Here is a 26,604-nt window from a genome sequence, read left to right on the forward strand (position 1 = left end):
GCAAAGGAGGATGCCATGAAGTATTCCGTTTTTGCAGCGGCACTCTTGAGCGCGACGGCGGCCTATGCCGATACGCCAGAGCTGACTGTCTATACCTACGATAGTTTTGTTTCCGACTGGGGCCCTGGCCCGCTGGTGGAAGAAGCCTTTGAGGCGCAGTGCGGCTGCGATCTGAAGCTGGTGGGGGCAGGCGATGGCGCGGCCTTGCTGGCCCGGATCAAGCTGGAAGGGGCGCGATCAGATGCCGATGTGGTCTTGGGGCTGGATACCAATCTGACCGCAGCGGCCAAGGACACAGGCCTGTTTGCCGAACATGGCGTCAGCGCTGAATATGACCTGCCGGTTGCCTGGGATGATGCGATCTTTGCGCCCTATGACTGGGGCTATTTTGCCTTTGTCCACAATGCCGATGCCACGGTGCCAACCAATTTCAAGGCGCTGGGTGCCAGCGACATGAAGATTGTCATTCAGGACCCGCGTTCTTCGACCCCTGGCCTGGGTCTCTTGATGTGGGTGAAGGCCGCCTATGGTGATGAAGCACCAGCGATCTGGGCTGATCTTGCGGACAATGTGGTCACCGTGACCAAGGGCTGGTCCGAGGCCTATGGCCTGTTCCTGGATGGGGAGGCTGATATGGCCCTGTCTTATACCACTTCGCCCGCCTATCATCTGATTGCTGAGGAAGATGCCTCAAAAGCGGCCGCTGCCTTTGATGAGGGGCATTATATGCAGGTGGAAGTCGCCGGTGTTCTTGCCGGGAGCGATCAGCCGGAGCTGGCGCGCGATTTCATGCAGTTCATGGTGGGTGAAGAGTTCCAGTCGGTCATCCCAACTACCAACTGGATGTACCCTTCGGTGACACCGGCTGGCGGCCTGCCAGCCGGGTTTGAGACCCTGATTACGCCGGCCAAGTCGTTGCTGCTGTCGGCAGAGGATGCGGCAGCCCTGCGTGATGGTGCATTGGACGAATGGCTCGACGCGCTGAGCCAATAGGCGCGGTTCCGGGGATTGGCGCGGCCCTGTTGGTGGCCGCGCTGATCTTTGGAACGCTGGCGGCGGTGGCCCTGCGGGCGGAATCCGGTCGCGGCTTTGCTGCCAGTGATTGGGCAGCCCTGCGCTTTACCCTGGTGCAAGCACTGTTGTCGGCAGGCATTAGTGTGGGTCTTGCCACTGGTCTGGCGCGGGCGCTGGCGCGGCGTCGGTTTTGGGGTCGATCAGTGCTGATTGCCCTGCTGGGCGCGCCCTTTATCCTGCCGGTGATCGTGGCGATCCTGGGTCTGCTGGCGGTGTTTGGCCGGGCGGGCTGGGTCAGCCAGGTGCTGATCTATTTGGGTGCGGAGCCCCTGCAGATCTACGGCCTGCACGGTGTGGTGCTGGCGCATGTGTTTTTCAACCTGCCATTGGCAACGCGGCTGATTTTGCAGGGTTGGCAGGAAATTCCGGCAGAGCGCTTTCGTCTGGCTGCCCAGTTGAACGCGGGGCCTGTGGCCATGTGGCAACTGCTGGAGGCCCCGATGCTGCGGCGCGTGGTGCCGGGGGCGCTGGCGGTGGTCTTTGCCATTTGTCTGTCCAGTTTTGCCGTGGCGCTGACCCTTGGCGGCGGGCCGCGGGCCACCACGATCGAGCTGGCCATTTATCAGGCGTTTCGCTTTGATTTTGATCTTGGCCGCGCGGCGCTCTTATCGGTGTTGCAGCTGGGGCTGACAGGCTGCGCCGCATATGTAGCGCTGCGGGTCTCTGCGGGCGAGGGCATGGGGGCCGGTCTGGATCGGGCGCTGCGGCGCTGGGATGGCGCGGGGGGCGCGGCGCGCCTGCTGGATGCGGGATGGATTGCGCTGGCGGGGCTGTTCCTTGTTTTGCCGCTGGCGGCTGTTGTCCTGTCTGGTCTGCCGGGACTTTTGCTCTTGCCAGGCGCAGTCTGGGCGGCGGCGCTGACCTCGGTGCTGGTGGCGATGATCAGCACCCTGTTGTTGCTGGTATTGGCACTGCCGATGGCGGCGGCTGTGGCGCTGGGGCGGCGGAAAGTCATCGAGGGCGCGGGTATTCTGGGGCTGGCAGCGTCGCCGCTGGTGATCGGGACCGGTTTGTTCATCGTGATCTATCCGATTGCAGATCCGTTCACGCTGGCCTTGCCGGTGACGGCGCTGGTAAATGCGGTGATGGCGCTGCCCTTTGCACTGCGTATTTTGGTGCCACGTGCGCGCGAGATCACGATGCGCTATAGCCGGTTGGCGCTCTCGCTTGATATGGCGGGCACGGCCTTTGTCTGGCGGGTGTTTTTGCCACGGATGCGGGCGCAGATCGGTTTTGCAGCCGGGCTGGCAGCGGCGCTGTCGATGGGGGATCTGGGGGTGATCGCCCTGTTTGCTGACCCAGAGGTTGCCACCCTGCCGCTGCAGGTCTATCGCCTGATGGGGGCCTATCAGATGCAGGCCGCAGCGGGCGCGGCGTTGCTTTTGCTGCTGCTGTCGATGGGCGCATTCTGGATACTGGATCGCGGAGGTCGCTGGCATGCTGAGGCTTGAGAAGTGTGAGATCGCCAATGGCGTCTTTACGGTCCGCGCAGACCTGCAGATCGCGGCTGGATCACGGGTGGCTGTGGTCGGCCCCTCCGGGGCGGGCAAGACAACCCTGATCGAAGCAATCGCGGGGTTTTTGCCGTTGATACAGGGGCGTATTCTGTGGCGGCGGCAGGATCTGAACGCGATGGATCCGGGCAAGCGTCCCGTGGCGATGCTGTTTCAGGATGGCAATCTGTTTCCGCATCTGACTGTGGCGCAGAACGCGGGTCTTGGGCTGCGACCCAATCTGCGCCTGACCCTGCCAGAGCAGGCAAAGGTGCAGCGCGCCCTGGATCGGGTTGGCCTGGCTGACCTGGCCGCGCGCAAACCCGCTGCATTGTCGGGCGGGCAGCAAAGCCGGGTGGCGCTGGCGCGGGTCTTGTTGCAGCGGCGCGATCTGTTGCTGCTGGATGAACCCTTTGCCGCATTGGGGCCGGCGCTGAAGGCGGAAATGCTGGATCTGGTGGCGGAAATCGCCAGCGAAACCGGTGCCACGGTGCTGATGGTCAGCCATGACCCGCAGGATGCCCGCCGAATCGCCGATCAGGTGATCCTGGTGGCAGAGGGGCAGGCCCATGCGCCGCAGCCAACCGCAGAACTGCTGGATAATCCGCCGCCTGCGCTCAAGGCTTATCTTGGCTAGCAGGCGACGGAGCTGGCGGACAGATGTCCCCTTAGGCCGCGACCTGCGCGGCGGGCAGCGGCTGGGCGATCCCGGCCTCTTGGCGGGTTCTTGTGATCATCAGCGCGGCCTGGGCAGCTTCGCGGCCCTTGTCGATGAAATGCGCGCGGTAGATGGCGCTGTGGTGATCGGTTTCCTGGAAGTGATGCGGCGTAAGCGAGACCGACAGAACCGGCACCCCACTGTCCATCCCGGCGCGCATCAGCCCGTCGACCACGGCCTGGGCGACAAAATCATGGCGGTAGATACCACCATCCACCACCAGTGCGGCGCAGGCCACAGCGGTGTATTTTCCGGTCTTGGCCAGCTCTTGCGCCATCAGGGGCATCTCAAACGCGCCGGGTACGTCAAAAACATCAACCTGTTCTGCCGGGATGAGTTGGGTAAAACCAGTCAGCGCCTGGTCGACGATATCGGCATGCCATTGCGCCTTGATAAAGGCATAGCGGGTGTGTGTCATGGGTCTCTCCTATAGGTTTTGACACGTCACCCAAGGCGATAACGAACAACACAAACCACACCTGGCGGTAGCCAAAGGCAGTTTGGTCGTACGTTCTCTTCCATCCGGACTATGACCGTCGGCTCTGGAATCTCACCAGATCTGCTAGACACTTCCTTGTTTGCTCCACAGCGCAGTCCGAAAACCGGTTCCCACTTTTCGGGCTGTGGACGCGTCAAACGCAAAAGCCGCTCGCGGGCTTGCGGGGAAACCCCGCTTACCGCCGGTGGGGAATTTCACCCCGCCCTGAGAACAGCGCGACCCTGCCAAGAAGTTGCGCGGCGCGCAAGACAGGAAGTGCAGATGTGACGCAGGGCTTTTTGTGAATTGGCCGGGTCATGGCCTGTCGGGCTTTCCATTTGCCGCCAAGCGGCTAGGCTGCGGTCAATCGACGAGGAGAGCGCGATGAAACTTCACTATGCCCCGACATCCCCCTTTGTGCGCAAGGTTATGGTGCTTTTGCACGAAACCGATCTGTTGGATCAGGTTGCGCTGAACCAGGTGGTGACCTCGCCCTTTGCCCCCTGCGCTGATGTGCAGGCGCAGAACCCGCTGGCAAAAATACCGGCCTTGGAGCGTGAAGACGGTGGGGTGCTTTATGATAGCCGAGTGATTTGTGATTACCTGAATATGCGCGCTGGAGCGGATCTTTATAACAGGGGCTGGGACAGCAAGGTGCTGGAGGCCCTGGCCGATGGCCTGATGGATGCGGCTGTTCTTGCCACCTATGAAATGCGCCTGCGCCCCGAAGATCAGCAGTCGCAGGATTGGATCAAGGCGCAGCATGGCAAGGTGCTGGCGGCCTGCACGGCGCTGAATGCGCAGTGGATGCCACATCTGGAGGGCGCGCTGGATATCGGGCAGATCGCAGTGGCCTGTGGTCTTGGTTATGTGAACTTCCGCCACCCGACACTGGATTGGCGGGCCGGCAATCCCGCGCTGGCCGCTTGGTTCGAAGGCTTCGAATCGCGCGCCTCTATGCAGGCCACGCGACCACCAGAAGGTTAATGCCGCCTTTATTTACGGTGGCTGGCGGCGGATCTGCTGTTGCCTTGAAAGCGCCGTTGCAAAGAAACTTGAAACTGTAAGGACCTGTGCGGCTTTGACCGCTGGACGAAAGCCTTTCACCCGTTTATGACCCGCGATGATCACCGCGTTTTAGCGGTGCATGCGCATGTTTGCCCTAAACGGGCGCTGGAAATGGAGAAAACCTCGTGTCCCACGCAGAAGACAACGAAGGAACCCGGAGAGATTTCCTCTACTACGCCACTGCCGGCGCCGGGGCAGTGACCGCGGGTGCCGCCGTATGGCCCTTGGTCAACCAGATGAACCCCTCGGCTGACGTCAAGGCGCTGTCCTCGATCCTGGTGGATGTGAGTGGCGTAGAGGTTGGAACGCAGATCAGTGTGATGTTCTTGGGGAAACCCGTGTTCATCCGCCGTCGCTCTCAGGAAGAGATCGACGAAGCCCGTGCTGTAGATCTGTCCGTATTGATCGACGATTCGTCGGAGAACCCCAATAAGCCTGGCACCGATGCTGCGGATCAAAACCGCACCATGGATGAAAACGGCGAATGGCTGGTGATGATGGGTGTTTGTACCCACCTCGGCTGTGTGCCACTGGGAGACGGTTCTGGCGATTTCAACGGTTGGTTCTGCCCCTGTCACGGGTCGCACTACGACACCGCCGGCCGGATCCGCAAAGGCCCCGCGCCCCAGAACCTGCACGTTCCCGTCGCAGAGTTCACCGACGCAACAACCATCAAGCTGGGATAAGGAGACGCCAAATGTCCGGTATTCCGCACGACCATTACGAACCAAAGACGGGCGCAGAAAAGTGGCTGCATAGCCGCCTGCCCATCGTCGGCCTGGTTTATGACACCATCATGATCCCCACCCCGAAGAACCTGAACTGGTGGTGGATCTGGGGCATTGTACTGGCCTTCTGCCTGGTACTGCAGATTGTTACCGGCATTGTGCTGGTGATGCACTACACCCCCCACGCCGATATGGCCTTTGCCTCGGTTGAGCACATCATGCGCGACGTGAATGGTGGCTATATGCTGCGCTACGTACACGCAAACGGCGCCTCGCTGTTCTTTGTCGCCGTGTATATCCACATCTTCCGCGGCCTGTTCTATGGCTCTTACAAGGCCCCGCGTGAGATCACCTGGATCATCGGCATGATCATCTACCTGCTGATGATGGCCACTGGTTTCATGGGCTACGTTCTGCCCTGGGGTCAGATGTCATTCTGGGGTGCGACCGTGATCACCGGCCTGTTTGGCGCGATTCCCTTTGTTGGCGAAGCACTGCAGACCTTCCTGCTGGGCGGACCTGCGGTGGACAACGCCACGCTGAACCGCTTCTTCTCGCTGCACTATCTACTGCCTTTTGTCATCGCGGCGCTGGTTGTGGTCCATATCTGGGCCTTCCACACCACCGGCAACAACAACCCAACCGGGGTTGATGTGCGCAAGGGGTCGAAAGCGGAAGCCGAGAAAGACACCCTGCCGTTCTGGCCCTATTTTGTGATCAAGGATTTCCTCGGCCTGGCCGTGGTTCTGGTGATCTTCTGGGCCATCGTCGGCTTTATGCCAAACTACCTGGGCCACCCCGATAACTATCTCGAGGCAAACCCGCTGGTGACCCCGTCGCATATCGTTCCTGAATGGTACTTCCTGCCTTTCTACGCGATCCTGCGGGCCTTCACGTCTGAAGTTTGGGTTGTTCAGATTGCCTCCTTCGTGACCGGTGGCATCGTTGATGCCAAGTTCTTTGGGGTTCTGGCGATGTTTGGTGCGATCGCAGTGATGGCACTGGTGCCTTGGCTGGATACCAGCCGCGTGCGCTCCGGTCGGTATCGTCCGATGTTCAAGTGGTGGTTCTATCTGCTGGTCTTTGACTTCTTTGCCCTGATGTGGCTGGGCGCGATGCCTGCGGAAGAGCCCTATGCCTCTTTCTCACTGATCGCATCGGCCTACTGGTTCGGCTATTTCCTGGTGATCCTGCCGATCCTGGGTGTCATCGAGAAGCCACTGGCAGAGCCTGCTACAATCGAAGAAGATTTCGACGCCCACTACGGCGAGAAATCCGACGCAGCCACTCCTGCCGAGTAACTGAGAAGGACAGCTACCAATGTTGAAGAAACTCGCAATCGGTGCCGCCTTCGCTGTTGCCCTTGCCCCTGTCGCATCCCATGCGGCAGGCGGAAGCGGCCACGTCGAGGACTTTCAGTTCTCGTTTGAAGGACCATTCGGCGCCTATGATCAAAACCAGCTGCAGCGCGGCCTACAGATCTACACTGAGGTTTGTTCGGCCTGCCACGGGCTGAAATTCGTGCCGCTGCGCACCCTGGCGGATGAGGGTGGCCCGGCGCTACCCGAGGACCAGGTGCGCGCCTATGCTGCCGACAACTTCTCGGTCTATGACGCGGCACTGGACGAAGATCGTCCGGCAAAGCCGATTGACCATTTCCCTGCCAATACCGCCGCTGGCGCCCCTGACCTGAGCCTGATGGCAAAGGCGCGGGCCGGTTTCCATGGTCCCTATGGATCCGGTATCAACCAGCTGTTCAAAGGCATTGGTGGCGCGGAATATATCGCGTCATTGCTGCACGGCTATACCGGCGAAGAAAAGGAAGAGGCGGGCACGATCTTTTATGAAAACACCGCCTTCCCTGGCGGCTGGATTTCAATGGCCCCGCCCTTGTTTGATGAGCAGGTCGAGTTCGCTGATGGGCATGAAAATAACGTCGAGGCGATGGCGCAGGACGTTGCGGCCTTCCTGATGTGGACTGCTGAGCCCAAGATGATGGCACGCAAGCAGGCCGGATTTGTTGGCGTGTTGATCCTGACGGTCTTGTCGGTTCTGCTGTATCTGACCAACAAGAAGCTCTGGGCGCCGCACAAGGGTAAGAAAACCGCCTGATAGGCTGGTTTGAGATTCAGAAAGGCCCCTGCAAGGTAATTTGCAGGGGCCTTTTTGTTTGCTCGGGCAGCTGGCGGGCGCAGGGGCGCTGCCCCTCTGGGCGTGAACGCCCATTCACCCCGAGGTATTTTTAGCAAGATGAAAGGCTTTGCGGGCGTCAGGCGGTGAGCCGGGGGCCGTCGATGCCGAGGATGCGGGTGGAGATGATTTTGCCTTCGGTCTGGGGGCTGGTGAATTTCACTTCGGTGAATTGTTCGGTGCGGCCCAAATGGGGATTTTCCATCAGCACCTGGTGTGATCTGCCGACCTGTTTGGCAAGGTGGCGGGCCACCTGGGTTTCCCCGGCGGTGCGCAGGCGGGCGGCGCGGGATTTGATGGTATTGCCGTTGACCTGATTGGGGATCTTGGCCGCTGGGGTGCCGTCGCGTTTTGAATAGGGGAAGACATGCAGCCAGGTGAGGTTGCAGTCTGTAACCAGCTTCAGCGAGTTTTCAAAATGCGCTTCGGTTTCTGTTGGAAAGCCGGCGATGATATCGGCGCCAAAGGTCATATCGGGGCGCAGGCGCGTCGCCTCTTCGCAAAAGCGGATGGCATCGTCGCGCAGATGTCGCCGGGCCATGCGTTTGAGGATCAGATCGTCGCCGTGCTGAAGCGACAGATGCAGGTGCGGCATCAGCCGGGGTTCGGTGGCGATAGCCTGCATCAGGTTTTCATCCACCTCAATCGAATCGATCGAGGAAATCCGCAGGCGCGGCAGATCGGGGACCAGCTTCAGGATACGCATCACCAGGTCGCCGAGTTTTGGTGTGGCGGGCAGGTCGGCGCCCCAGCTGGTGAGATCAACGCCGGTCAACACAACCTCGTTGTAGCCCTTATTCACCAGCCGTTTGATCTGATCCACCACCACGCCGGCAGCAACCGAGCGGGAGTTGCCGCGACCATAGGGAATGATGCAGAAGGTGCAGCGGTGGTCGCAGCCGTTTTGCACCTGTACATAGGCGCGGCTACGGGTGCCAAAGCCGTCAATCAGATGGCCGGCGGTTTCGGTCACCGACATGATGTCATCGACCTGGACCTTTTCGGTTTCGCCAATGAAATCAGCGGCCATGCCTGCCCAGGTTTCCGGCTGCATCTTTTCGGTATTGCCCAGGACGGTATCGACCTCTGGCATCTGGGCAAAGGTTTCCGGTTCGGTCTGGGCGGCGCAGCCGGTGACCACGATGCGGGCCTGCGGATTATCACGACGCAGACGGCGGATTTCCTGGCGGGATTTGCGCACCGCCTCCGCCGTCACCGCGCAGGTATTGACCACAACGAGATTGTCGAGACCGGCCTGCTGGGACAGCTCTTTCATCGCTTCGGTTTCATAGGCGTTGAGGCGGCAGCCCAGGGTGGTGAACTTGGGTGCGGACATGTCAGAGGCTTTCGAAAAAGGCGGCGGTGAAGCTGCCGGTAAAGACATGCATGGTCGGGCCGGTCATCCAGACGCCATCGTCGCGCCAGTCGATCCAGAGTGTGCCGCCGTCCAGATCAACCTGCACCCTGCGCCCTGTCAGGCCGCGTCGTGCGGCGGCTACGGCGGTGGCGCAGGAGGAGGAGCCAGAGGCCAGTGTAATGCCTACACCGCGTTCCCAGACGCGCATACGGATGTGATCGGGGCCGACCATATGGGCGACCTGCACGTTGGTACGTTGTGGGTACAGCGGGTGGTGTTCATAGCGTGGGCCGAATTCGGCCAGCGGAATCAATTCGGCGTCTTCGACAAAGAAGGTGCAATGCGGATTGCCCATGCCGGTGGCGGTTGGGCTGCCTTCGATGGGGAGTTCGAGGGTATCCATCTCTTCTGTCAGTGGGATTTCATCCCAGGCAAGCTGCGGCAGGCCCATATTGACCGATGTCAGCCCATCACCGGCATCGCGGGCAAAGAGATCACCGCGATCAGTGGTCAGATGCAGGGTATCCTTGCCCGTTTCATCCATCAGATAGCGGGCGATGCAGCGGGTGGCATTGCCGCAGGCCGCCGAGGTCGAGCCATCCGCATTGTAAAAGGTGAGATGCGCATCGCCGGTGCCCGTCTCGATCAGCGCCAGCTGGTCAAAGCCGACGCCAAACTGGCGGTGGGCGATTCCCCTGGCCAGAGCTGGGGTGATCGCCAGCTTTCGCGCGCGCGCATCAACAACGACAAAATCATTGCCAAGCCCATGCATCTTCATGAAGGGAAATTGGGGATCTGGATACATACTCATACCGGGCATATAGACCTGCGATGAAAATGAATCCAGTCTGTGACGTATAAAGTTCAAAAAAGGGCTTGACCCCTTACCCTGCTAACCGTAGACAGCCGCCAATCGAGACGGCAAGAACGATACGGACTTGTCAGACGATAGCAAATTAAGTGCTTGATCAACTTAGACAAACCACTTAAGCAGCGATTATAAAGTGGGCCGTTAGCTCAGCTGGTAGAGCAACTGACTTTTAATCAGTAGGTCGATGGTTCGAACCCATCACGGCTCACCACTTTATCAAAGCCTTAGGCGGAAACGCCTGAGGCTTTCTCTTTTTTAGCCATGTATTTGCCCGAATTCCGAAGTGGAAGGGCCCAGACGAATCTGGACCCCGTGTTGGACAATGAGGCGCCTGCGCTAAAAGGCTGCGTTGAATTTATCCCGCAGATCGCGGCCCGCCTCTGAGTTTTCAAAGCAGATATGCAGCCCGTGTTCGGCCAGCGGCTGGGCGTTGAATTCCAACTGGCTAGCAAGCTTTGGCATGGTGGCAAGCAGATGCGCCATGACTTCACGATCAATCACGGCGGCATCAATGCGGCCTGCACCAAGCTTTTTGAGATTCGCCTCATCCGAGGCGACCTCTTCGGTTTTGATTTCCCCATTGGCGACCATGGTGTCGAAATGCTCTTCGTTCAGGTAGCCCGCGACAACGCCGATGGAATATTCGGTCAGATCGGCATGGTCAGACCAGCTGATCGGCGCATCGATACGCTGGACAAAGCCAACCGGGCTGGTCCCAAATGAATTGGAATACAAGCAGCGTTCCCCGGCTTTGTCGGCATCATCGGTCTCGGCGTAGTATTCGGGGTAAACGCCAAGCCATGCCGGATCTTTGGCGGCCAGATTGACGGCGCGGTTCCAGGGGAAAACCCGCACTGTTGCTTCGATTCCCGCACCTTTCAGGATCTCGATAACCCGGTCCGTGCTGGTGCCGGATCCATCTGCATTCACATAAGGGGGCCATTCCAATGTGGTGAGCTGCACTGGCTCGGCCATGGCCTGCGCGGCCAGAAGCGAGGCCCCGCACGCTATTGTCGCCGCCAGTGAGCGCGTTTTTCTACCAAGGTTCATTCTCGTCTCCGCAATTTGTCGCCCGGATCGGGGGTTAACATTTGCAAAGGGTATGTGCGGAAAACGATCATGGGGTTAATGCAGCCCGGTTGATCGGCACAAATGAACTTCAAATTGGCGGTAAGAGGCGCAGGGGGAGGCTGTGGGTCGTGAACCAGGCAGCGTGCCTCTTACTTTGCGAGCGGCAGGTTGAATTGGGCTTTGCGCGCTGTGCCGCTGATCTGGTCGAAGCTTTGCCCCAGACGCGCCTCTGCCAAGAGCACCACCTGCGCTGCGGCGCGGGCGTCTTCCTCGGCGTCGTGATGGTGGAAAGACAGTCCCAATTCTTGCTTCAGGTTGGCCAGCCCATGGCCGCCATTGCCCTTGAACTCGGGCCAGGCCTTGCGGGCGATTCGAACGCTATCGCTCCAGCTGAGGTCGGCATTGGGCAGGCGATAGGCGCGGCAGGCAGCCTCTAGCGCCCTGCTGTCAAAGCTGCTGTGTTGCACCAGGTGGTGCAGTTGCAGCAGCGGTTTCAAGCGTTGCCAGGCCTCTGGAAAGCAGGGCGCAGAGGCCACTGTCTGTGCGTCAATACCGTGCAGTTCGGTGTTGAAGGGGGCAAAGGTCTGCTCGGGGTTCACATAGGTGCTGTAGGTCACGATCTGGCCGGTGGCGGTGACACAGGCAAGCCCGATCTGGCAAATGCTGGCGCTGTCACGGCTGGCGGTTTCCACATCCAGCGCGATAAATCTAAAGGTACCGTTGGGCAAAGATCTGTCGTGCTTGCGGTCAGGCGATCCAGGGCGAGCGGTCGGTTGGCTGTGGGGCATCGTGGTCCTTGGCTGCGATATTGCGCGGATATGGCAGGACTACGCGATTTTGCGGCAAAAGGATATTGCCGCGGGCTCTGCTTTGCGCTGATCCACTCATGCCGAAATTGCATGTGTTGGGTGAATATTGTCATTGGAAGTCATGTCTGTTCTCGCTGATAACGGGCGCAGGTATGACAAAAGGATAGCCAATGGACCGCGCTCAGATCGTGCATCAGAACTTTTTGGACCGGGTTGGCGCCGGGCAACTGCCGCAGGGCGCCGCGCCTGCCGGTGATCTGTCGGCAGAGCAGGCCGTGGGCATCTACCGCGCCCAGGTGCTGAGCCGGGCGCTGGATATCACCAGCCGGTCGATGCAAAAGGCGGGGCAGGGGTTTTATACCATCGGCTCTTCCGGGCACGAGGGCATGGCGGCTGTGGCACGGGCGCTACGCCCGGATGATATGGCCTTTCTGCATTACCGCGATGCTGCCTTTCAGATTGCCCGTGCCGATCAGGTGCCCGGGCAGCGCATCGCCTGGGATATGCTGTTGTCCTTTGCCTGTTCTTCTGATGATCCCACCTCGGGCGGGCGTCACAAGGTGCTGGGATCAAAGGCGCTGATGATCCCGCCGCAGACATCGACCATTGCCAGCCACCTGCCCAAGGCGGTTGGCGCGGCCTATTCCATCGGAGCGGCAAAGCGCCATGCGCCGGAACACCAGCTATTGCCCGACGACAGCCTTGTAATGTGTTCCTTTGGCGATGCCTCGGCCAATCATTCAACGGCGCAGGGGGCGATCAACACGGCTGGCTGGACCTCGGTACAATCAACGCCGCTGCCGCTGCTGTTTGTCTGCGAAGACAATGGTATCGGCATTTCGACCAAGACGCCGCGGGGCTGGATTGAAACCTCGATGCGCAGTCGTCCGGGGATCAAGTATTTCCAGGCGGATGGGCTGGATCTCTATGCCGCGCACGCGGTCGCGCAAGAGGCCGCCGACTATGTCCGCCGCCGCAAGAAGCCGGCGTTTCTGCATCTGCGCACCGTGCGGCTCTATGGGCATGCGGGGGCAGATGTGCCCACCACCTACCTGCCCAAGGCAGAGGTGGAGGCGGATGAGGCCAATGATCCGCTGCTGCATTCGGTGCGCCTGCTGGAACAATCCGGTGCCCTTGGCCGTGCCGAGGCGCTGGAGATCTACCGCGAGACCTGCGCGCGTGTTGAACGTATCCGCGCCGAGGTGGTGACGCGTCCGCATCTGAAAACCGGTGCAGATGTCGCGGCCAGTCTTATCCCGCCTGCGCGCGCCTGTGCCGCGAGCAATGGCCCCAGCCCAGAGGCGCGCGCCAAATGCTTTGGCAGTGACATGCGGGCGATGGATGACGCCCAGCCGATGTCACGGCTGATCAACTGGGCGCTGACCGATCTGATGCTGCAGCATGGTGAAATTGTCATGATGGGCGAAGACGTTGGCCGCAAGGGCGGCGTCTACGGGGTGACGCAGAAACTGCACCAGCGCTTTGGCCCGGATCGGATGATCGACACGCTGCTGGACGAACAGTCGATTCTGGGGCTGGCCATTGGCATGGGGCACAATGGTTTTGTGCCGATGCCGGAAATCCAGTTCCTGGCCTATCTGCACAATGCCGAAGACCAGCTGCGCGGTGAGGCGGCAACCCTGCCGTTTTTCTCTAACGGGCAGTTCAGCAACCCGATGGTGCTGCGCATTGCGGGGCTGGGCTATCAAAAGGGGTTTGGTGGCCATTTCCACAATGACAACTCGCTGGCGGTGCTGCGCGACATTCCTGGGATCGTGATTGCCTGCCCGTCGGATGGGGCGGAAGCGGCGATGATGCTGCGCGAATCCGTGCGGTTGGCGCGCGAGGAGCAGCGGGTGGTGGTCTTTGTTGAACCTATTGCACTGTATCCGATGCGGGATCTGCACGAGGCCAAGGATGGGGAATGGATGCGGCATTACCCGGCCCCTGATCAAAGCATTGCTTTGGGCGATGTCGGCCAGCATGGCGAGGGCACGGATCTGGCCATCGTCACCTATGGCAATGGCCGCTATCTGTCGGCGCAGGCCCAGACCGAGCTGGAGGCGCGCGGCATCAAGACCCGCGTTATCGACCTGCGCTGGCTGGCGCCACTGCCGACAGAGGCGCTGATTGCGGCCACCAAAGGTTGCAAACATGTGCTGATCGTCGATGAATGTCGCACCACCGGCAGCCAATCCGAGGCACTGATGGCCCTGTTTTGCGAGCAAGGTGATCGCCCGGCGGCGCGTATCGCTGCCGAGGATTGCTTTATCGCGACCGGGCCGGCCTATGCCGCCACGCTGCCGTCAAAGGACAGCATCCTTGCCGCCGCGCTGGATCTGGTAGGAGCAAAGCAATGACCCGCACAGCCGTTTTGATCTGTCCCGGCCGGGGCACCTATAACAAGCCGGAACTTGGCTATCTGCACCGTCATCATGCCGATAAGGCGGCGCTCTTTGCGGGGTTTGACGCGGCGCGGGCCGCGCAGGGGCAGGAAGAGGTCACCGCCCTGGATGGGGCAACGCGGTTTTCGGTGTCGAAATATTCACGTGGCGATGTGGCCTCCCCCCTGATCTATGCCGCATCCCTGGCAGATGCACAGTCTCTGGCGGATGATATCGAGGTGGTGGCGGTCACTGGCAATTCTATGGGGTGGTACATCGCGCTGGCGGTTGCCGGGGCGCTGACGTCGCAGAATGGGTTTGATCTGGTCAATACCATGGGCCGTCTGATGCAAGAGCACCTGATTGGCGGTCAGCTGGTCTATCCGGTGACAGGGCCCGACTGGCGGCCTGATCCGGCGCGCCGCGCGGCCTTGCTGGCGCTGGTGGGGGAAATCAATGCCCGTGCGGATCATGTGCTGGCCCTGTCGATTGATCTGGGCGGTATGCTGGTACTGGCAGGGGATGCGGCCGGGCTTGCCGCCTTTGAGGCCTCGGTGCCACCACTGGAAGACCGTTTTCCCATGCGACTGGCCAATCACGCGGGCTTTCATACAGGCTTGCAGGCCCCGGTTGCCGCCGAGGGGCGCAAGCGGTTGGCGGCGGATATGCTGGGACAGCCTGCGCTGCCGCTGGTGGATGGGCGCGGGGCGATTTGGCAGCCAGGATCCACCGATCTGGCGGCGCTGTGGGACTACACTCTGGGGCATCAGGTGGTCGAACCCTATGATTTTACCCGCGCGGTGCAGACTGCAGCTCTGGAATTTGCCCCGGATCTGTTCATTGTGACAGGCCCCGGTACCACCCTGGGCGGCGCAGTGGCGCAGTCACTGGTGCATCAGGGTTGGCGCGGAATGCAGGACAAGGCGGCGTTTAAGGCGCATCAGGAGGGTGAGCCGCTGTTGATTTCAATGGGTGATGCGGCGCAGCGTGCGCGGGTCACACCCTAGTGGTTGCGCCCGGCTTGCGTGGGGCTCCCGCGCGCCGGGCGTATTTTGGCAGGCCCAAACACCCCCTGCCAGACCGCAGATCCGCACCGGATCTATTTGACCGGGCGAACAGAGTTGTCGCCGCTGTTCGGGGCAATGACTGTGACGGGGACCGGCGGTGGGCCTGCCTGGAGGGTGTCTTCCGCCTTGGAGATAGGGGCGTCGCGCAGCGGGGCCACAGCGTAGCTCTCGACAGGGGTGCTGACATTGTGCAGCTGCAGCGGACCCAGAGGCGTGGCGTTCTGGCAGGCACCGGGCAGAGAATTCTGGCTGACCACGATCTGATGCCCCAGCCTCTTGCCATGATCCCCCAGGCGGGCGGCGACATTGGCGGCCTGGCCGATGACGGTGAAATCCAGTCGCTCGCGCGAGCCGACATTGCCATAGGTCACGGTGCCAAATGCAATGCCGCTGGCGCAGTCAAGCCGCGGCAAGCCATGTTCGGCGGCCAGTGCGGCAATCGCCGGGGGAATGCTGCGGGCAGAGCGGAGAGCCTGGGCGCGGGCCTCTTCGTCGTCAGCTTCGGCAGGAAACACCGCCAGCACCGCGTCGCCAATGAATTTCAGCACTTCGCCGCCGTTGTCATGCACAATGGTCGAGACGGTTTCAAAGAACCCGTTCAGCAGTTTGATATAGTCGCCCCGGCCTAGCTGTTCCTCGAGCAGGGTGGAGCCGCGCAGATCGCAAAACATGATGGCGGCGTCGATTTCGTCGCCTTCGCCGCGACGGATCTCGCCGCCTAGAACCCTCGCGCCCGTGCGTTTGCCGACATAGGTTTCCAGCAGGCTCTGGGCGTTTTCGCGCTGCATGAAGACCTCGTAATAGCGCGCCACCACTGCCGAGCATTCAAAAATCAGGCCAAGGTTCGCAGTGGAAAACCCATCCGGGTGATCCGAAGCAACAGTCAGCACATTGATCCGCCCATCGGAGAAGGGCAGCGGCATGGCGACATAGTCGGTGGACCCAGCTGCGCGCAGATCGCTGAGGATCGGAAAGGCATCCTGCGAGTCTTCGCGGTCGATGCGGTGACGCACGCCGCCCCGGCCCCGCGAGACATGGCGCAGCGGGCTGGCGTGATAAGAGGGGTGTTCATAGATTTCATAGCTGGGCGCATAGGTGGTCACCTCATTGGTGGCACGCTGCCAGATGAAGTTCTTACCGGCAATCTGCGGATGCAGCGACCAGGCCAGCACCGAGAGCCGCGACAGATGCACCCCCTGCTCCAGCAGCTTTTCCGAAAAGGCCTGGGTGAACTCGGCTGGGGTTGGCAGAAAGGCTGCCTCGCGCAGCAGCCAGTCGATCAGCGGGCCAGAGATATTGCCATATTCTGGCGGCGCAATTAGGTTTTCGCCCAGATCGATTTTGGTGCAGGGATCCGAGACAAAGCCGACATGGCCTTCGATTTGGGCGGCCTCTGGCAGGGTATTTTCATAGATCCAAACCGCATTGTCGACCCGGCCGTCGTCCAGCTTCAGATCATGGTAAAAGGCCGTCCCCTTGAACGGGCAAAAGGTTTGCAGCCCCACCTTGTTGGATAGATCCACGGTCAGATCATCGCGCGGAATATAGATGGTGGGCGGTAGCCGGGTTTCATACATCACCCGCGCGCGCGTGCTCTTGGCCAAGAGACAGCCGTTGCGCCGTACCTGCACTTCCCCACGCAGGGGTTCGACCAGAATACCATAGCCACGGTTTTGCAGGCTGCGGCGGTGCGGGCCAGAGCCTGAGTTTTGTGGCCCAGAAGCTGGGGGTTGGGGGGGGATTTGCGCGTTCATTTGATCTGTCCTTTTGTCCCCGCCCGGCGGGGGCCTTTTGGGCCGCAGGCACATGAAAGCCCCCAAGGCCGCTTCCAGAACGGAAGTAGCCTTCTATGTGGGATTTTCGGGTGGAATATCCAGTGGCGAAACAGAGCATCCCTGCACAGCGCATGTGTGAGCCTTGCAGGACATTGTTTTTCTGCGAAAAACCTATTTCCCCTCAAGCAGCTTTAATCACCCGCTGGCGTGGCAGGCAGTGTCGCGCCCCTTGATAGTCATGGTCGTGGTTGGGAATGGGGGCTGGGGGGATCAGACCATGCGAATGACATCCTTGCTGATCGCCAGAACATAGCCGCGTTTGGCGATATTCTTGACCAAAAGCTCGCTGACCATCTGATTTCCCAGGGTGTCGCGCAATCGCTTGATTCGGGTGGCGCCGGCCGCTTCTTCGCACTCGCTGCTGTGGCGTCCGGAAATCACCGCCTCTATCTCGGCACCTGACAGCACATCGTCATCCATGCGGGCCTCGGCCAGGGCCGAGAGGGTCTCCATCGCGGCGGCGGTCAGTTTGAAGCCCATGCTGTTGAGGTAGACGGTATGTTCTTCGCGGCTGATCAGTAGTTCGGTAACCTGAATGCCAGAGCGTTCGATCTGGGCCATACGGCGGTTCAGCAGCACCAGCATGGCCAGAACCACCAGCGCCACGATCATCATCGCGGTGGCAAAGAGCAGCAGCACAAAGATCACCATCCGGTAGCTGGCCAGGGTATCGGCAAAGGCGGTACCCGATTGGGCGAGGATTTCAAGCAGCTTGATTTCGGCCTGGCTGGTCAGGTCGTTTTCAACAAATAGCTGTTCAACCCGCGCGTTAAAGGCATTGCCATCAGGCAGCGTCAGCAACAGGACCGTGCCGGCCAGCGCAAGCAATGCGGCAATCAAGGCGATACCAAAGGCGATAATGCGGCTGCCCGCCATGCGGGCCTCAGAAACGGAGAAAATAGGGTCCGGCATTGGCCTTCCTCTGCTGTAGGCCTTCGGGGCCAAAGACCGTCATCACATTCAATAGAGTCCAGCCCGCAGGCGCAATGCGGGCCTGAATTTCGTTCTTTGCATCGGCTTTGCGACAGGCACCCTGGATCTGGATCACACCGTAATGCAGTTTCAGCGGATTGTTCTGCTTGGCCTTGTAATCGGCATAGCAATCGGCGGCCAGGACAGGCGTGGAAAGCGCCAAGAGGGCCATGCTTATCAGCGGTATAGCAAGGGAATGTTTCATGCCCTTACCCTGCGCCGAACCCCGCCGATATTCAATAACAACAAGTGTTTGGCACCATGGTTATTGGATAGCAGGGGGGTGTTATTGCCTGTCTGACGCCCCAGGGGTGAGGCTGGGTTCATAGGCTTTTGAGCGCAAGACAGTCGCGTTCAACAGTGACCCCAATAGCACCAAGAGGATATGATCCGATGACACAGCGCATGCAGCCCAAACAACACCGAAAATTTATCGCCCTGATTCTGGCGGCGTCCCTGGCGATTACCGGGATGTCTTCGACCCAGGTTCAGGCAGGCAATGACGTTGGCAAAGTGGTGGCCGGCCTGGCGGTTCTGGGCATTCTCGGCGCCGCCCTGCACGATCATAACACCCGTGATCGCCGCCACGAGACGGTGACCCGCCCCCATCGCCCTCATCGCGACCCCGTGGCCCGGCCGCTGCCGCCGCGTGTGGGTCGCTATGATCTGCCAGCGCAATGCGTAAAGTATTTCCCCCGGTTCAAGAACGGTCGCTCGCTGGTGGCGCAGAATTGCCTGCGTCAGAACTATGGCCAGGTGAAATCCCTGCCGCGCTCTTGCAAAGTTACCTTCTGGAATGGCCGCAAGAACCGTTCTGCCTATAAGCCGCGCTGCCTGAAACAGCATGGTTATCGCCTGGTCAATCGCTAAGGGCAAAGGTCTGAGTCCGGTCGGCAGACCAGTGCAGACTGGAGGGGGCTTGCCCCCTCTTTTTTGCGACAAGTTTGCGACGCCAGCCCGAGAAGCGGCAAAAAACGCGTCCCTGACTTGCGAATCTGCCTCGACTTGGGTCTGACAGCGGTATGGAACAGCCAGATACCAGCCTAGAGAGTGCCGCCCAGAACAAGGGCTATGTCAGAATCGCCGGTGTGGACGAAGTTGGCCGGGGGCCACTGGCCGGGCCGGTCACCGCAGCCGCCGTTGTTTTGGATATGACCTGCCTGCCGCCGGGTCTGAATGATTCCAAGAAGTTGAGCGCCAAGAAGCGGGCCGCCCTGGCCGCGCTTCTTGTGGACTGTGCCGAGGTCTCGGTGGCCGAGGCCAGCGTCGAAGAGATCGACCAGCTGAACATTTTGCGCGCCTCGCATCTGGCGATGGAGCGGGCCGTGGCAGGCCTGTCACCAGCGCCGGATTATCTGCTGATCGACGGCAATCTGATCCCCAAAGATCTGGAAATTCCAGCCGAAGCAGTGGTCAAGGGCGATGGCAAATCAGTCTCGATTGCAGCGGCCTCTATTGTGGCAAAAGAGGCCCGCGATTTGCTCATGGTGGATTTGGCGCAACAGTTCCCGGGATATGGCTGGGAGAAGAATGCCGGATATCCATCAAAGCAACACCGAGAAGCCCTGGTTGAATTGGGCGTAACACCACATCATCGTCGATCATTCAAACCGGTACACAAGATATTGTATCAAGAGTGAACCGTATTGCGCTGATCTAAAAAACAAATTGACCTCGAATCCCGGATAACTCATCCTGTGGATAACCAAAATGAGCGCAAAAATGCGCCGGATGGTTATTGAGGCAGAGCAAATGAACAAAACCATGACAAAGGGCGCCGCGACGCTCCCTCTAAACACGATTCTGGATGGTGACTGCATCGACGTGATGGCAGGGCTTCCGTCCAATTCGGTGGATCTTATTTTTGCGGATCCCCCTTACAATCTTCAACTGAAAAACCAGCTGCACCGCCCCGACAACAGCAAGGTCGACGCGGTGGATGATCACTGGGATCAGTTTTCCAGTTTTGCAGCCTATGATGATTTCACCAGCCGCTGGCTGCATGAAGCCCGTCGGATTCTAAAGCCAAACGGCTCTATCTGGGTGATCGGATCCTACCACAATATCTTCCGCGTCGGCACAGCGATGCAGGATGAAGGGTTCTGGATTCTGAACGATGTCGTCTGGCGTAAATCCAACCCGATGCCGAACTTCCGTGGCAAACGCTACACCAACGCGCATGAGACGATGATCTGGGCGTCAAAATCCGAAGGCGGCAAATATACCTTCAATTACGAGGCTCTGAAGGCGCTGAACGAGGGCATTCAGATGCGTTCGGACTGGGTGTTGCCGATCTGTACCGGCCATGAGCGGCTGAAGGATGAGAACGGCGACAAGGCGCATCCTACGCAAAAACCCGAATCGCTGCTGCATCGTATCCTGGTGGGATCTACCAACCCTGGTGATGTAGTGTTGGACCCCTTCTTTGGCACGGGCACAACCGGCGCGGTGGCCAAGATGCTGGGACGTGAATTTATCGGTATCGAGCAAGAGGATTCCTATCGCAAGGTGGCCGCAGCACGTATCGCATCGGTGCGTAAATTCGACCGCGAGGCACTACAGGTTTCAACCAGCAAGCGCGCCGAGCCGCGGGTGCCTTTTGGCCAGCTGGTGGAACGTGGCATGCTGCGCCCCGGAGATGAGCTTTATTCGATGAACCGACGCCACAAGGCCAAGGTGCGCGCCGATGGCACGCTGATTGGCGACAATGTCAAAGGCTCGATCCATCAGGTTGGCGCGCATCTAGAAAACGCGCCCTCCTGCAATGGCTGGACTTATTGGTGCTTTAAACGCGATGGCCAGACTGTGCCTATCGACGTGTTGCGCCAGCAAATTCGGGCTGAAATGCAGAACTAGACGTCGGCCTTCAGGGCTCTGGCCGGTTCCGGCGCAGGCTTTCACGACATTATCAAGTTAACCAACGGTCCCTGTGCTGTGACACAGGTGCCGCACCTTGCCCCGCCCTCTGGCGGGGCTTTTTTGGTTTCCGGGACCGAAGCGGTAAAAGGGGGTGTATGCTATGGGCAGAGTGCCTATTTAGGATGCAGGAATAGGGACCGCCTGATGACTGATGCCGCCATGACACCGCCTGCGCCGAAACTTCGCAATATTGTGCAGGAAGATGAGAGCAGCCAGGCCGCCGAGTCGCGATATACCCTGGCAGCCCTGGAAAACCACAAGCGCGAGGGGCTGGAACTGGCAGTCAAAGCCCGTTGGATTGCCATGGCAATCTTTTCGGTCTTTTTGCTCTGGGTACATCCGCAGTTTGAGGTGATCTACTATATTGGGATCCTGGCGCTGCTCTGCGTCAACGGCTGGTTCATGCGGCGTATCGGCCGGGTTGGTCGATCGCGGATGGAGCTGTTCTTGATCTTTATCGATCTGTTTCTGATGACCCTTGGCATGGTTGGCCCCAATCCGCTGGACATGGATATGATGCCGCTGGCGATGCAGTACAGGTTTGACAATTTCATCTACTTCTTTGTCATTCTGGCGCTGGGTACCATGGCCTATTCTTGGCGTACGGTGATTGCCATTGGCATCTGGACACTGGTGATGTGGATGTCTGCCCTGGCCCTGGCCTGGTGGTTTGCCAGCCCGGTTCCCGGCCTGAGCGAGGCCGCCGCCGCCGCCTTTGGCGAGGGCAGCCAATTGGCAGAGTTCCTTGATCCCAACAGCTATGCGGTGCCGGTACGGGTCCAAGAGGTCATCGTCTTTCTGATCGTGGCCATCACGCTGGGCATTTCTGCCCGCCGTACCAACCGGCTCTTGCTGAGCAACGCCGGGCTAGAGCGCGAGCGCGCCAACCTGTCGCGCTACTTTTCGCCGAATGTGGTGGAAGAGCTGTCGCAGAACGATGAACCGCTGAAGCAGGTGCGCGTTCAAAACGTGGCGGTTTTGTTCATCGATATTGTTGGCTTCACCCGGTTTGCTGCCGGGCGTGACCCGCATCAGGTGATTGTGCTGCTGCGGGAGTTCCACGCCAGGATGGAGCGCGAAGTCTTTCGCCACAATGGCACCCTGGACAAATATCTGGGCGACGGTCTGATGGCGACTTTTGGCACCCCCTCTGCCGGCAAGCGTGACGCCAGCGATGCGCTGGGTTGCGCGCTTGCCATGCAAGTCTCCCTGGCCCAGTGGAACCGCGATCGCCGACGTCTGGGCGAGCCGGAAATCAAGGCTGGGATTGGCATCCATTTTGGCGAAACACTGCTGGGGGATATTGGGCTGAACCGGCTGGAATATGCGGTGATCGGCACGGCTGTGAATGTCGCCGCACGCCTTGAAGAGATGACCCGCCGCCTGCAGACCTCGATTGTAATGAGCGAAGATCTGCGTTTGCAGGCCGAACGGGAAACGCCGGGCCGCGAGTTGAGCGAGGGCTTTGTCTGTTACCCGGAGCAGGATGTACGCGGTCTGGATGCACCGATAAAAGTCTGGGCCAAGCGCTAAGATCCTAGCCCGGGTCGATGGTCTGGCTGGTATGATTCTGACACATCTTTAGGATGCATGTTATGTGAAGCACCTCTTGGTTATATGGAGAAATTTGAAAATATCGACATTAATTCAGATGTTTGTGGAAATAACTCTAGATTGTGCCTGCCCTGTTAAGCTTTTGAAAAGTATCAGGTGAGAAAGTATCCGTGTTGCTACGCGGCTTTGGGGTTGTCCGTCCAAGATTCCCTGATCCGCGCCTCGTGAGAGATCTTGCCAGGTCTCGCCCAAAAAGCGCTGACAGCTATTCGTGGCAGTCAGCGCTTTTTGTATTTTTCCCTATGGCAGGCTTGAATTACGCGCTTGTCCCTGCGCGCGGCATGGGCGTTTTTGCCTTGTTGTAGGCACTCCACTCGGTGATTTCGGGATAATACATCTGCCGCCAGCGCCGCACCTTGGGGTTCATGACCCGGCGCCACAGCGGTGGACACATCGCCAATACTGTCATCACCGGATAGCCAAAGGGCAGTTGCGGGGCCTCGGCCTGGGTATAATTCTGCAACAGGGGAAAGCGGCGATCCGGGCGAAAATGGTGATCAGAGTGGCGCTGCAGGTTGATCAGCAACCAGTTTGACGCCCGATGTGCCGCATTCCAGGAATGATGTGGGCGCACATGTTCGTATTTCCCATTACCCAGATGCTTGCGGGTCAGCCCGTAGTGTTCCACATAGTTCACCAGCTCCAGCTGCCAGATGGCGATGCCCGCCTGCACCAGGAACAGCAGGACCCCACCGACCCCGCCCAGCAGCGCAGCCAGAAGCAGCATCGCCAGTTGCAGCGCCCAGTAGCGAAAGAAGGGGTTCCTGGCATCGCTCCAGGGGCGGTCTTTCCTGGCCAGTTTTTCCCGTTCTGCCCGAAAGGCAGAGCGCCAGCATTGCCGCAAGACCCGCGGAAAGTAGCGATGAAACCCTTCGTTATAGCGCGCAGTGACCGGATCACGTGGGGTGCCGACATAGCGGTGATGCACCAGCAGGTGTTCTGACCGGAAATGTGAATAGAGCACCATTGCCAGCAAGAGATCCGCCAGATTGCGCTCCAGTCGGCTGCGCTGGTGCATCAGCTCGTGGCTGTAGTTGATGCCGATGGTGCCGGTGACAACCCCGACGCCAAAGAAGACGCCAAACTTTTCCAGCCCCGACAGGTGGCTGCTGTGGGTGACATACCAGATCAGCCCAAAGAGGCAGGCAAATTGTAGCGGGACCCATGCCGTGGTGAGCCAGCGATACCAGCGCAGATCGTCTTCATCGGTCATCGGATCGGCGTTTTCGAGGTTCAGGCCAAAGACCCCATCCAGCGCAGCAAAGAGATACCAGGTGACCAGCGGTGGCAGCAGGATCGTCCAGCCGCCAAACATCGCCGCCAGCCAGATCAGTGGCAGCAACAGCATGGAGAGCCAGAAGGGCAGGGCGGATTGCCAGCGTGTCAGGCGGTCAGCAGCGGTCATCAGGGGGTCTCCGGATTGGGTCGCGTCCAAAGGCTTGGCAGCCTGGACAAAGTCTAGGCCGATTGCCTGCTAAACCCAAGGGGCCAGAACCGCGCATCCCGCAAGGCCCCCTAGGGCCTAGGCACCTGGGTTGAAGTCTGATCCGGCCCAAAGATCAAAGGCCTTGCGCATTACCGTTGGCAGATCAGTGGGGCGAAAGGCATGGCGTGACAGCAGTTCCTGGTTCGGCGCCCCGTTGTAGCCTGCGGGCAGTTCGGCCAGCTTTACCTCTAAGATCAGGTGGAAATGGGTGAAGGTATGGCGCACCTCTCCGCCCAGATTCTGCCAATCAGCATCAAAGGGCGGGCGCGGTTCGGGGGCCTCGTTCCATTCGGTGCCAGGCCAGCCCAACATGCCGCCCAGCAACCCCTTTTCGGGGCGGCGTTCCAGCAGCCAGCTGCCTGTGGCGCTACGGGCCAGATAGGCAGTGCCGCGTCGGGTGGGTTTGGGCTGCTTTGGCGTCTTCTTTGGCAGTTCGGCGGCGGTTCCGGCGACCCGTGCCAGGCAGGGCGCGCGCCAGGGGCAAATCCCGCAGGCTGGGTTCTTGGGGGTGCAGATGGTGGCGCCCAGATCCATCACCGCCTGGGCATAGTCACCGGGGCGGGTGATTGGTGTCAGCGCGGCGGCGCGGGCTTTCAGCACGGGTTTTGATCCGGGGAGCGGATCATCGATATCATAGAGCCGCGCCATCACCCGTTCCACATTGCCGTCCAGCACGGTTTCTGCACGATCAAAGGCGATAGAGGCCACTGCCGCGGCCGTGTAGGGGCCAATGCCCGGCAGTTTCAGCAGCGCTTCATAGCTGTCGGGGAACAGGCCACCCAGATCATTGGTGACGACGCGGGCGCATTTCAGCAGGTTGCGGGCACGGGCGTAATAGCCAAGCCCGGCCCATTCGCCCATGACGTCGGCGTCTTTGGCTGCGGCAAGATCCTGCACTCTGGGCCAGCGCCGGGTGAAGCGTTGAAAATACTCTGTCACGGCTGCCACGGTGGTTTGTTGCAGCATGACTTCGCTGAGCCAGACACGATAGGGATCGGGGGAAATGCCATTGGCGCGATCGCGGGGGGAAACACGCCAGGGCATGGCGCGGGCGTTATGGTCATACCAGTGCAGGATTTCTGGGGCCAAAACCGCCTGTTGTGCGTCCGTCTGCTCTGCTGCTGGCTGCTTTATCTGCCCTGGGGATCCATCCAAATCACGCATTCTTTACCCCTTTGAGGTGGTGGTTTTGCAGGCCTCGCCATGAGGACCCTTTACAATAGGGCGTCCAGTCACGCAAAACCACCGGTATGGCATTTAGGCGCAGCAGCACACGCGGGTTCGCACGGACCTCCCGGCTCTTGAATGAGCAAATCCGCAAAGCGGGCGAAAGCCGTGGCTTTGCGGTGTCTCGGCTGTTGACCCACTGGGAAGAGATCGCCGGGCCAGACATCGCCTCCATCGCCCGCCCGGTCAAGGTTGGATACGGGCGCAGTGCCTTTGGGGCAACGCTGACAGTGCTGACCAACGGGGCCAATGCCCCCATGCTAGAGATGCAAAAAGAGCGGCTGCGCGAGAAGGTGAATGCCGTTTATGGCTATAACGCCATCTCCAAGGTCTGGATAACCCAGACTGCCCCCACCGGGTTTTCCGATGGCCAGGTTGAGTTCAAATACGCCCCCAAGGTGAAAAAGCCACTGCCGGTTGATCCGCAGGCGCAGGTTGAAGCTGCCGCGGCGGCCGAGGGGGTTGAAAACGAAGATTTGCGCGCCGCGCTAGAGCGGTTGGGGCGCAATGTGCTGACAAAAAAGAAAACTGAACGAAAGGGGTATGAATGACCCGTCTTATGTCTGGTGTTTTTGCTGCGGTGGCGCTTGTCACCGGCGCCTATGCGCTTACAGGTTACAATAGCCAAACGCGCCTGCCTGAACTGCCGCTGGTCGGTGCCGCTTCGGCCCAAGAGGCCGAGGTTGATACCTCAACCATCACCGAAATGGTGATCGGTGCCGAAGACGCGCCGGTGACCTTGATTGAATATGCTTCTTACACCTGCCCGCATTGCGCAAATTTCCACACTGGCGTCCTTCCGCAGCTGAAAGAAGAATATATCGACACCGGCAAGGTAAAGCTGATTTACCGAGAGGTCTATTTTGATCGCTATGGTCTTTGGGCCTCGTTGATTGCGCGCTGCGGTGGGCCTGAAAAATTCTTTGGCATCAGCAATCTGATCTACAAGGGCCAGGCCGACTGGACTCGCGCAGGCGGAACCAGCGAAATCACTGAGGCACTGCGCAAGATCGGTGCCGTCGCCGGGCTGGAGAAAGAGACCCTGGAAGCCTGCCTGCAGGACGGTGCCAAGGCCCAGACTCTGGTTTCCTGGTACCAGGAAAACGCCAAAGAGGATGATATTGAATCGACGCCCTCCTTTATCCTGAATGGCACGAAGATTGGCAATCAGTCCTATCAAAAGTTCAAAGAACTGATTGACGCAGAGCTGGAGAGCTAAGCCTTGCCAGGCTGAGATACTGAG

General features: G+C 59.8%; 25 protein-coding genes, 1 tRNA gene and 1 riboswitch. Of the genes, 16 read left to right on the plus strand and 10 right to left on the minus strand.

What is annotated here, in order from left to right; all coding sequences use genetic code 11:
* The first annotated feature begins 15 nt into the window (after nt 1-15).
* From thiB to ACN0VH_RS08085, 3 genes are read left to right on the plus strand one after another with little or no spacing between them, the layout of a single operon-like run.
* Nucleotides 16-993, plus strand: coding sequence for a thiamine ABC transporter substrate binding subunit (gene thiB, locus ACN0VH_RS08075; RefSeq protein ID WP_417700257.1), 978 nt, complete (start codon nt 16-18; stop codon nt 991-993).
* Nucleotides 969-2,525, plus strand: a complete 1,557-nt coding sequence (locus tag ACN0VH_RS08080; protein WP_417700258.1) for a thiamine/thiamine pyrophosphate ABC transporter permease ThiP — start codon at nt 969-971, stop codon at nt 2,523-2,525. Before thiB ends, ACN0VH_RS08080 begins: the two co-directional genes overlap by 25 nt.
* On the plus strand, nt 2,512-3,204 hold the full coding sequence (locus ACN0VH_RS08085) for a thiamine ABC transporter ATP-binding protein (protein ID WP_417700259.1): 693 nt from the start codon (nt 2,512-2,514) through the stop codon (nt 3,202-3,204). The genes ACN0VH_RS08080 and ACN0VH_RS08085 overlap by 14 nt, the downstream gene beginning before the upstream one ends.
* A 31-nt stretch (nt 3,205-3,235) precedes the next feature.
* Here the strand turns inward: ACN0VH_RS08085 and ACN0VH_RS08090 are convergent, their stop codons facing one another.
* Nucleotides 3,236-3,703 carry a 6,7-dimethyl-8-ribityllumazine synthase gene (locus tag ACN0VH_RS08090; RefSeq protein ID WP_417700260.1) on the minus strand — a complete coding sequence of 156 codons (468 nt, stop codon included), beginning with the start codon at nt 3,701-3,703 and terminating at the stop codon, nt 3,236-3,238.
* Between the two features lie 88 nt (nt 3,704-3,791).
* Nucleotides 3,792-4,000: riboswitch (FMN riboswitch) on the minus strand.
* Between the two features lie 147 nt (nt 4,001-4,147).
* On the opposite strand from ACN0VH_RS08090, the gene ACN0VH_RS08095 reads away from it, so the two are divergent.
* The 4 genes from ACN0VH_RS08095 (at nt 4,148) to ACN0VH_RS08110 (ending at nt 7,671) form a co-directional block, all read left to right on the plus strand.
* Nucleotides 4,148-4,750, plus strand: a complete 603-nt coding sequence (locus ACN0VH_RS08095) for a glutathione S-transferase (protein ID WP_417700261.1) — start codon at nt 4,148-4,150, stop codon at nt 4,748-4,750.
* Between the two features lie 206 nt (nt 4,751-4,956).
* A complete protein-coding gene (gene petA, locus ACN0VH_RS08100) occupies nt 4,957-5,517 on the plus strand; it encodes a ubiquinol-cytochrome c reductase iron-sulfur subunit (RefSeq protein ID WP_278922034.1) in 561 nt (186 codons plus the stop codon).
* 11 nt (nt 5,518-5,528) lie between these two features.
* Nucleotides 5,529-6,860 carry a cytochrome b gene (gene petB, locus ACN0VH_RS08105; RefSeq protein ID WP_278922033.1) on the plus strand — a complete coding sequence of 444 codons (1,332 nt, stop codon included), beginning with the start codon at nt 5,529-5,531 and terminating at the stop codon, nt 6,858-6,860.
* A gap of 19 nt (nt 6,861-6,879) precedes the next feature.
* Nucleotides 6,880-7,671: a cytochrome c1 gene (locus tag ACN0VH_RS08110; RefSeq protein ID WP_278922032.1), complete on the plus strand. Its 792-nt coding sequence runs from the start codon at nt 6,880-6,882 to the stop codon at nt 7,669-7,671.
* A 157-nt stretch (nt 7,672-7,828) separates the two neighbouring features.
* On the opposite strand, the gene mtaB is transcribed toward ACN0VH_RS08110, so the two are convergent.
* Together mtaB and dapF are read right to left on the minus strand one after the other, a co-directional pair.
* On the minus strand, nt 7,829-9,085 hold the full coding sequence (gene mtaB / locus ACN0VH_RS08115; RefSeq protein WP_278922031.1) for a tRNA (N(6)-L-threonylcarbamoyladenosine(37)-C(2))-methylthiotransferase MtaB: 1,257 nt from the start codon (nt 9,083-9,085) through the stop codon (nt 7,829-7,831).
* 1 nt (nt 9,086) lies between these two features.
* The gene (gene dapF, locus ACN0VH_RS08120; protein ID WP_278922030.1) at nt 9,087-9,926 is read right to left on the minus strand and encodes a diaminopimelate epimerase; all 840 of its coding nucleotides are present in this window, start codon (nt 9,924-9,926) and stop codon (nt 9,087-9,089) included.
* Nucleotides 9,927-10,112: 186 nt separating this feature from the next.
* Here dapF and ACN0VH_RS08125 point away from each other — a divergent pair.
* Nucleotides 10,113-10,188 (plus strand) — tRNA-Lys (locus tag ACN0VH_RS08125).
* Between the two features lie 125 nt (nt 10,189-10,313).
* Here ACN0VH_RS08125 and ACN0VH_RS08130 read toward each other — a convergent pair.
* Together ACN0VH_RS08130 and ACN0VH_RS08135 are read right to left on the minus strand one after the other, a co-directional pair.
* The gene (locus ACN0VH_RS08130; protein WP_417700264.1) at nt 10,314-11,027 is read right to left on the minus strand and encodes a substrate-binding periplasmic protein; all 714 of its coding nucleotides are present in this window, start codon (nt 11,025-11,027) and stop codon (nt 10,314-10,316) included.
* A gap of 170 nt (nt 11,028-11,197) precedes the next feature.
* A complete protein-coding gene (locus ACN0VH_RS08135) occupies nt 11,198-11,776 on the minus strand; it encodes a 3'-5' exonuclease (protein WP_417700265.1) in 579 nt (192 codons plus the stop codon).
* Between the two features lie 251 nt (nt 11,777-12,027).
* Here ACN0VH_RS08135 and ACN0VH_RS08140 point away from each other — a divergent pair, with 251 nt between their 5' ends.
* A complete protein-coding gene (locus tag ACN0VH_RS08140) occupies nt 12,028-14,217 on the plus strand; it encodes a thiamine pyrophosphate-dependent enzyme (protein ID WP_417700267.1) in 2,190 nt (729 codons plus the stop codon).
* On the plus strand, nt 14,214-15,248 hold the full coding sequence (locus tag ACN0VH_RS08145; protein ID WP_278922026.1) for an ACP S-malonyltransferase: 1,035 nt from the start codon (nt 14,214-14,216) through the stop codon (nt 15,246-15,248). Before ACN0VH_RS08140 ends, ACN0VH_RS08145 begins: the two co-directional genes overlap by 4 nt.
* 92 nt (nt 15,249-15,340) lie before the next feature.
* Here ACN0VH_RS08145 and ACN0VH_RS08150 read toward each other — a convergent pair whose 3' ends face one another.
* From ACN0VH_RS08150 to ACN0VH_RS08160, 3 genes are all read right to left on the minus strand, one after another.
* Nucleotides 15,341-17,062 carry a DUF427 domain-containing protein gene (locus ACN0VH_RS08150; protein ID WP_278922025.1) on the minus strand — a complete coding sequence of 574 codons (1,722 nt, stop codon included), beginning with the start codon at nt 17,060-17,062 and terminating at the stop codon, nt 15,341-15,343.
* Nucleotides 17,063-17,353: 291 nt separating this feature from the next.
* Nucleotides 17,354-18,055, minus strand: a complete 702-nt coding sequence (locus tag ACN0VH_RS08155; RefSeq protein WP_278922024.1) for a winged helix-turn-helix domain-containing protein — start codon at nt 18,053-18,055, stop codon at nt 17,354-17,356.
* Nucleotides 18,027-18,320, minus strand: a complete 294-nt coding sequence (locus ACN0VH_RS08160) for a hypothetical protein (RefSeq protein ID WP_278922023.1) — start codon at nt 18,318-18,320, stop codon at nt 18,027-18,029. Before ACN0VH_RS08160 ends, ACN0VH_RS08155 begins: the two co-directional genes overlap by 29 nt.
* Nucleotides 18,321-18,508: 188 nt before the next feature.
* Here ACN0VH_RS08160 and ACN0VH_RS08165 point away from each other — a divergent pair, with 188 nt between their 5' ends.
* The 4 genes from ACN0VH_RS08165 (at nt 18,509) to ACN0VH_RS08180 (ending at nt 22,567) form a co-directional block, all read left to right on the plus strand.
* Entirely contained in the window at nt 18,509-18,985 is a 477-nt protein-coding gene (locus ACN0VH_RS08165) for a hypothetical protein (protein WP_278922022.1), read from the plus strand.
* Between the two features lie 152 nt (nt 18,986-19,137).
* Nucleotides 19,138-19,755: a ribonuclease HII gene (rnhB, locus tag ACN0VH_RS08170; RefSeq protein WP_278922021.1), complete on the plus strand. Its 618-nt coding sequence runs from the start codon at nt 19,138-19,140 to the stop codon at nt 19,753-19,755.
* Nucleotides 19,756-19,867: 112 nt separating this feature from the next.
* The gene (locus ACN0VH_RS08175; protein WP_278922344.1) at nt 19,868-20,971 is read left to right on the plus strand and encodes a site-specific DNA-methyltransferase; all 1,104 of its coding nucleotides are present in this window, start codon (nt 19,868-19,870) and stop codon (nt 20,969-20,971) included.
* A 207-nt stretch (nt 20,972-21,178) separates the two neighbouring features.
* Nucleotides 21,179-22,567, plus strand: coding sequence for an adenylate/guanylate cyclase domain-containing protein (locus ACN0VH_RS08180; RefSeq protein ID WP_417700269.1), 1,389 nt, complete (start codon nt 21,179-21,181; stop codon nt 22,565-22,567).
* A 337-nt stretch (nt 22,568-22,904) separates the two neighbouring features.
* On the opposite strand, the gene ACN0VH_RS08185 is transcribed toward ACN0VH_RS08180, so the two are convergent.
* Together ACN0VH_RS08185 and mutY are read right to left on the minus strand one after the other, a co-directional pair.
* Nucleotides 22,905-24,053 carry an alkane 1-monooxygenase gene (locus ACN0VH_RS08185; protein ID WP_278922019.1) on the minus strand — a complete coding sequence of 383 codons (1,149 nt, stop codon included), beginning with the start codon at nt 24,051-24,053 and terminating at the stop codon, nt 22,905-22,907.
* A gap of 117 nt (nt 24,054-24,170) precedes the next feature.
* Nucleotides 24,171-25,298, minus strand: coding sequence for an A/G-specific adenine glycosylase (gene mutY / locus ACN0VH_RS08190; protein WP_417700272.1), 1,128 nt, complete (start codon nt 25,296-25,298; stop codon nt 24,171-24,173).
* An 86-nt stretch (nt 25,299-25,384) separates the two neighbouring features.
* Between mutY and ACN0VH_RS08195 the strand changes: the two genes are divergently transcribed.
* Nucleotides 25,385-25,912 (plus strand): DUF721 domain-containing protein, encoded by a 528-nt coding sequence (locus tag ACN0VH_RS08195; protein ID WP_278922018.1) that lies wholly within the window; start codon nt 25,385-25,387, stop codon nt 25,910-25,912.
* The gene (locus tag ACN0VH_RS08200; protein ID WP_278922017.1) at nt 25,909-26,580 is read left to right on the plus strand and encodes a DsbA family protein; all 672 of its coding nucleotides are present in this window, start codon (nt 25,909-25,911) and stop codon (nt 26,578-26,580) included. Before ACN0VH_RS08195 ends, ACN0VH_RS08200 begins: the two co-directional genes overlap by 4 nt.
* Nucleotides 26,581-26,604: the final 24 nt, after the last annotated feature.

The organism is Pseudophaeobacter sp., from assembly GCF_048267565.1.
GTDB classification, from domain to species: Bacteria; Pseudomonadota; Alphaproteobacteria; order Rhodobacterales; family Rhodobacteraceae; genus Pseudophaeobacter; species Pseudophaeobacter profundi.

Excerpts from the sequence above, each read along its gene's own strand:
- ACN0VH_RS08160 (WP_278922023.1), bottom strand. The coding sequence starts at position 18,320 with ATGAAACATTCCCTTGCTATACCGCTGATAAGCATGGCCCTCTTGGCG.
- petB (WP_278922033.1), top strand. The coding sequence starts at position 5,529 with ATGTCCGGTATTCCGCACGACCATTACGAACCAAAGACGGGCGCAGAA.
- ACN0VH_RS08095 (WP_417700261.1), top strand. The coding sequence starts at position 4,148 with ATGAAACTTCACTATGCCCCGACATCCCCCTTTGTGCGCAAGGTTATG.
- mtaB (WP_278922031.1), bottom strand. The coding sequence starts at position 9,085 with ATGTCCGCACCCAAGTTCACCACCCTGGGCTGCCGCCTCAACGCCTAT.
- ACN0VH_RS08195 (WP_278922018.1), top strand. The coding sequence starts at position 25,385 with ATGGCATTTAGGCGCAGCAGCACACGCGGGTTCGCACGGACCTCCCGG.
- ACN0VH_RS08185 (WP_278922019.1), bottom strand. The coding sequence starts at position 24,053 with ATGACCGCTGCTGACCGCCTGACACGCTGGCAATCCGCCCTGCCCTTC.
- ACN0VH_RS08165 (WP_278922022.1), top strand. The coding sequence starts at position 18,509 with ATGACACAGCGCATGCAGCCCAAACAACACCGAAAATTTATCGCCCTG.
- ACN0VH_RS08155 (WP_278922024.1), bottom strand. The coding sequence starts at position 18,055 with ATGCCGGACCCTATTTTCTCCGTTTCTGAGGCCCGCATGGCGGGCAGC.
- dapF (WP_278922030.1), bottom strand. The coding sequence starts at position 9,926 with ATGCCCGGTATGAGTATGTATCCAGATCCCCAATTTCCCTTCATGAAG.
- thiB (WP_417700257.1), top strand. The coding sequence starts at position 16 with ATGAAGTATTCCGTTTTTGCAGCGGCACTCTTGAGCGCGACGGCGGCC.
- ACN0VH_RS08180 (WP_417700269.1), top strand. The coding sequence starts at position 21,179 with ATGACTGATGCCGCCATGACACCGCCTGCGCCGAAACTTCGCAATATT.
- ACN0VH_RS08150 (WP_278922025.1), bottom strand. The coding sequence starts at position 17,062 with ATGAACGCGCAAATCCCCCCCCAACCCCCAGCTTCTGGGCCACAAAAC.
- ACN0VH_RS08200 (WP_278922017.1), top strand. The coding sequence starts at position 25,909 with ATGACCCGTCTTATGTCTGGTGTTTTTGCTGCGGTGGCGCTTGTCACC.
- ACN0VH_RS08145 (WP_278922026.1), top strand. The coding sequence starts at position 14,214 with ATGACCCGCACAGCCGTTTTGATCTGTCCCGGCCGGGGCACCTATAAC.
- rnhB (WP_278922021.1), top strand. The coding sequence starts at position 19,138 with ATGGAACAGCCAGATACCAGCCTAGAGAGTGCCGCCCAGAACAAGGGC.
- ACN0VH_RS08110 (WP_278922032.1), top strand. The coding sequence starts at position 6,880 with ATGTTGAAGAAACTCGCAATCGGTGCCGCCTTCGCTGTTGCCCTTGCC.
- ACN0VH_RS08090 (WP_417700260.1), bottom strand. The coding sequence starts at position 3,703 with ATGACACACACCCGCTATGCCTTTATCAAGGCGCAATGGCATGCCGAT.
- ACN0VH_RS08140 (WP_417700267.1), top strand. The coding sequence starts at position 12,028 with ATGGACCGCGCTCAGATCGTGCATCAGAACTTTTTGGACCGGGTTGGC.
- mutY (WP_417700272.1), bottom strand. The coding sequence starts at position 25,298 with ATGCGTGATTTGGATGGATCCCCAGGGCAGATAAAGCAGCCAGCAGCA.
- ACN0VH_RS08080 (WP_417700258.1), top strand. The coding sequence starts at position 969 with ATGGCTCGACGCGCTGAGCCAATAGGCGCGGTTCCGGGGATTGGCGCG.
- ACN0VH_RS08085 (WP_417700259.1), top strand. The coding sequence starts at position 2,512 with ATGCTGAGGCTTGAGAAGTGTGAGATCGCCAATGGCGTCTTTACGGTC.
- ACN0VH_RS08130 (WP_417700264.1), bottom strand. The coding sequence starts at position 11,027 with ATGAACCTTGGTAGAAAAACGCGCTCACTGGCGGCGACAATAGCGTGC.
- ACN0VH_RS08175 (WP_278922344.1), top strand. The coding sequence starts at position 19,868 with ATGAACAAAACCATGACAAAGGGCGCCGCGACGCTCCCTCTAAACACG.